We start from the raw sequence: 2,912 nt of genomic DNA, 5'->3' as shown, positions 1-2,912 counted from the left end.
CGGGGCTCGGCGGCACCCGCCGCCCCGCCGCCGTGCGTTCGACGTGCCGCCGAACCGGCGCGACCCGGTCGCCGAACCCCCCGGACGGCCCGCCGGTGTCCCGGCCGGGGACACGGGGCGGACACCGCCCGGCCCGCGTGCTCGCCGGCTCGCGGGTCAGCTCCTCCGGAGGAGGGCGCAGAACATCGCGTCGGTCCCGTGCCGGTGCGGCCACAGCTGGACGTGCGGTCCGTCGCCGAGCTGGTCGACCCCGGGGAAGGCGGGACGGGCGTCGAGCTGTTCCACCCCACCGCCGCGCAGCACGTCGTCCACCGCCTCCACGGTCTCCCGCAGGTGGGGTGAACAGACGACGTAGGCGACGACGCCGCCCGGCCGGACCAGGCCCAGGGCGGAGGTCAGCAGTTCCCGCTGGAGCCTGGCCAGCGCGGCGAGGTCCGAGGGCTGGCGGCGCCACCGGGCCTCCGGGCGGCGGCGGAGCGCGCCCAGCCCGGTGCACGGCGCGTCCACCAGGACCCGGTCGTAGGAGCCCGCCGGCAGCTCCGGCGCCCGGCCGTCCGCCTCGTGCACGGTGACCGGCAGGCCCGCCGTCACCCCGCGCACCAGGGCGGCGCGGTGCGCCGACGGCTCCACCGCGTCCAGCGTGCCCCCGTCCAGCCCGACCAGGGCCCCCAGCAGGGACGCCTTGCCGCCCGGACCGGCGCACAGGTCCAGCCACCGCTGGTCCGACCCGGTCAACGGCGCCCTGGTCAGCGCCAGCGCCGTGAGCTGGCTGCCCTCGTCCTGCACCGCCGCGAGCTGTTCCCGCACCGGCTCCAGGTCGGCCGGGTCCCCGGCGCCGGCGTCCAGCCGCACCGCGTAGGGCGAGTAGGGGGCGACGTCGCCGCCGGTCATCGCGGCGAGCTCGTCGGCGCTGACCTCACCGGGGCGGGCGACCAGGTGCACGGCCGGTCGCGCGTCGTCGGCCGCCAGGGCCTCCCGCAGCTCCTCCCCGGTGTCGCCGAGCGCGTCGGCGAACGCCTGCGCGATCCACCGGGGGTGGGCGTGGCGGAAGGCCAGGTTGCCCACCGCGTCCCGCTCGGGGTCGGGGGCCAGCCGGTCCACCCAGCCCGCCTCGTCGTGTTCCAGCACCCGCCGCATCACGGCGTTGACGAACCCGGCGGCGAACGACCCGACGGCGGCCCTGGCCAGGTCCACGGTGGTGGACACGGCGGCGTGTTCGGGGACCCGGGTGCGCAGCAGCTGGTAGGCGCCGAGCCGCAGGACGTCCTGGAGCGGCCCGTCGACCTGGTCGAAGGGCCGGTCGCTGCACGCGTCGAGGACCGCGTCGAGCAGCCCCCTGGCCCGGCAGGTCCCGTAGGCGAGCTCGGTGGCCAGGGCCGCGTCCCGGCCGGAGATCCGCCGTTCGCGCAGCAGCCCGGGCAGCACCAGGTTGGCGTAGGCGTCGCGTTCGCGCACCGCCGCCACCGTGTCCAGGGCGGCCTGCCTGGCGGCGTCCTCCACCGGGGGCCGGGCGGGTCCCTTCCTGCCCCGGGGCGGCCGGGACCTGTCGTTCGGTCGGGGCCTGCGTCGGCCGTGTCGGTCGGGATTGCTCACGCCAGTTCCTCTCCTGCCTCGACGCGGGCGCCGCGCGCCCAGTCGACGGCGGCCATCCGCTTCTTCCCCGGTGCCTGGACCTCGCCGAGCACCACCGGGTCGGTCGCCGTGCCCACCAGCACCCGCCGGCGTTCCACGACGATGCGGCCCGGCGCCGGTGGGTCGTCGACCACCACCGGCAGCACCGGGCCCAGTTTCAGCCGTTCGCCCCGGAACTCCGCCCAGGCACCGGGGTCCGGTGTGACGGCCCGCACCAGGCGGTCGACCGCGAGCGCCGGCCGGGTGAGGTCGACCCGGGCGTCGGCCACCTCGATCTTGGGGGCGTAGCTGACCCCCTCCGCCGGCTGCTCCTGGGCCACCAGGGAGCCGTCCTCGATGCCGTCGAGCGTGGCGAGGAGCAGGTCGGCCCCGGACACGGCCAGCCTGTCCAGCAGGTCCCCGGCCGTGTCCCGGCGTTCGATCCGTTCGGTCACCACTCCGTACACCGGCCCGGCGTCGAGCTCACGCACCAGGCGGAAGGTGGACGCGCCGGTGTAGTCCTCCCCGGCCCGCACGGCCGCGGGCACCGGGGCGGCCCCGCGGTAGGCGGGCAGCAGCGAGAAGTGCAGGTTCACCCAACCGTGGCGGGGGATGTCGAGGGTGGCCTGGGGGAGCAGCGCCCCGTAGGCGACCACCGGGCAGCAGTCCGGGGCCAGGTCGGTGAGGGTGGCCCGGAACCCGGGGTCGCCAGCCCTGGCCGGGGTCAGCACCTCGATGCCGTGGTCGGCGGCCAGTTCCGCGACGGGGGAGCGGAGCACCCGGCGACCCCGGCCGGCGCGGGCGTCGGGGCGGGTGACGACCGCCACCACCTCGTGCCGTGGGGAGGCGAGCAGCGCGCGCAGCGACGGCAGCGCGACCTCCGGGGTTCCGGCGAAGACGAGTCGCACGAGTCAGCGGCCCCTTCCAGGAGACGGGTTCGGGTTGTCGTCGGGGGTGGAGCGGCCGTGGCCGAACCAGTCGGCCGTCCGGATCCGCTCCAGGGCGTCCTGCCGGGTGCCGGAGGTGAGCCGGTCGAGGAGGAGGACACCGTCGAGGTGGTCGGTCTCGTGTTGGAGGCAGCGGGACAGGAGTTCGCCGCCCCGCACCTCCACGGCTTCCCCGCGCATGTTCCAGCCACGGGCGACCACGGCGTGGTGGCGTCGGCAGGGAGTGGTCAGGTCGGGGATCGACAGGCACCCCTCCCGGGCCTCCCGGACCTCGTCGCCCAGCACCTCCAGGCTGGGGTTGACGAGGTGCCCGGCAGCGCCGTCGCAGTGGTAGGTGAACACCCGGAGGCCCAC

The 2,912-nt window shown here is 76.9% G+C and carries 3 protein-coding genes; all 3 read right to left on the bottom strand.

Annotated elements, in window-relative coordinates; translation table 11 throughout:
• Positions 1-156: 156 nt before the first annotated feature.
• Positions 157-1,593, bottom strand: a complete 1,437-nt coding sequence (locus ACTIDRAF_RS0224290; protein ID WP_026066452.1) for an RsmB/NOP family class I SAM-dependent RNA methyltransferase — start codon at positions 1,591-1,593, stop codon at positions 157-159.
• Positions 1,590-2,519 (bottom strand): methionyl-tRNA formyltransferase, encoded by a 930-nt coding sequence (fmt, locus tag ACTIDRAF_RS0224285; protein ID WP_016701274.1) that lies wholly within the window; start codon positions 2,517-2,519, stop codon positions 1,590-1,592. Before fmt ends, ACTIDRAF_RS0224290 begins: the two co-directional genes overlap by 4 nt.
• Before the next feature lie 3 nt (positions 2,520-2,522).
• A partial coding sequence (locus ACTIDRAF_RS31025) for a peptide deformylase (protein WP_016701273.1) occupies positions 2,523-2,912 on the bottom strand: 390 nt, incomplete at its 5' end.

The organism is Actinoalloteichus spitiensis RMV-1378, from assembly GCF_000239155.1.
Lineage (GTDB): Bacteria > Actinomycetota > Actinomycetes > Mycobacteriales > Pseudonocardiaceae > Actinoalloteichus_B > Actinoalloteichus_B spitiensis.
The sequence above is the reverse complement of the archived record's forward strand: the minus strand, read 5'-3'. Positions and strand labels throughout refer to the sequence as shown.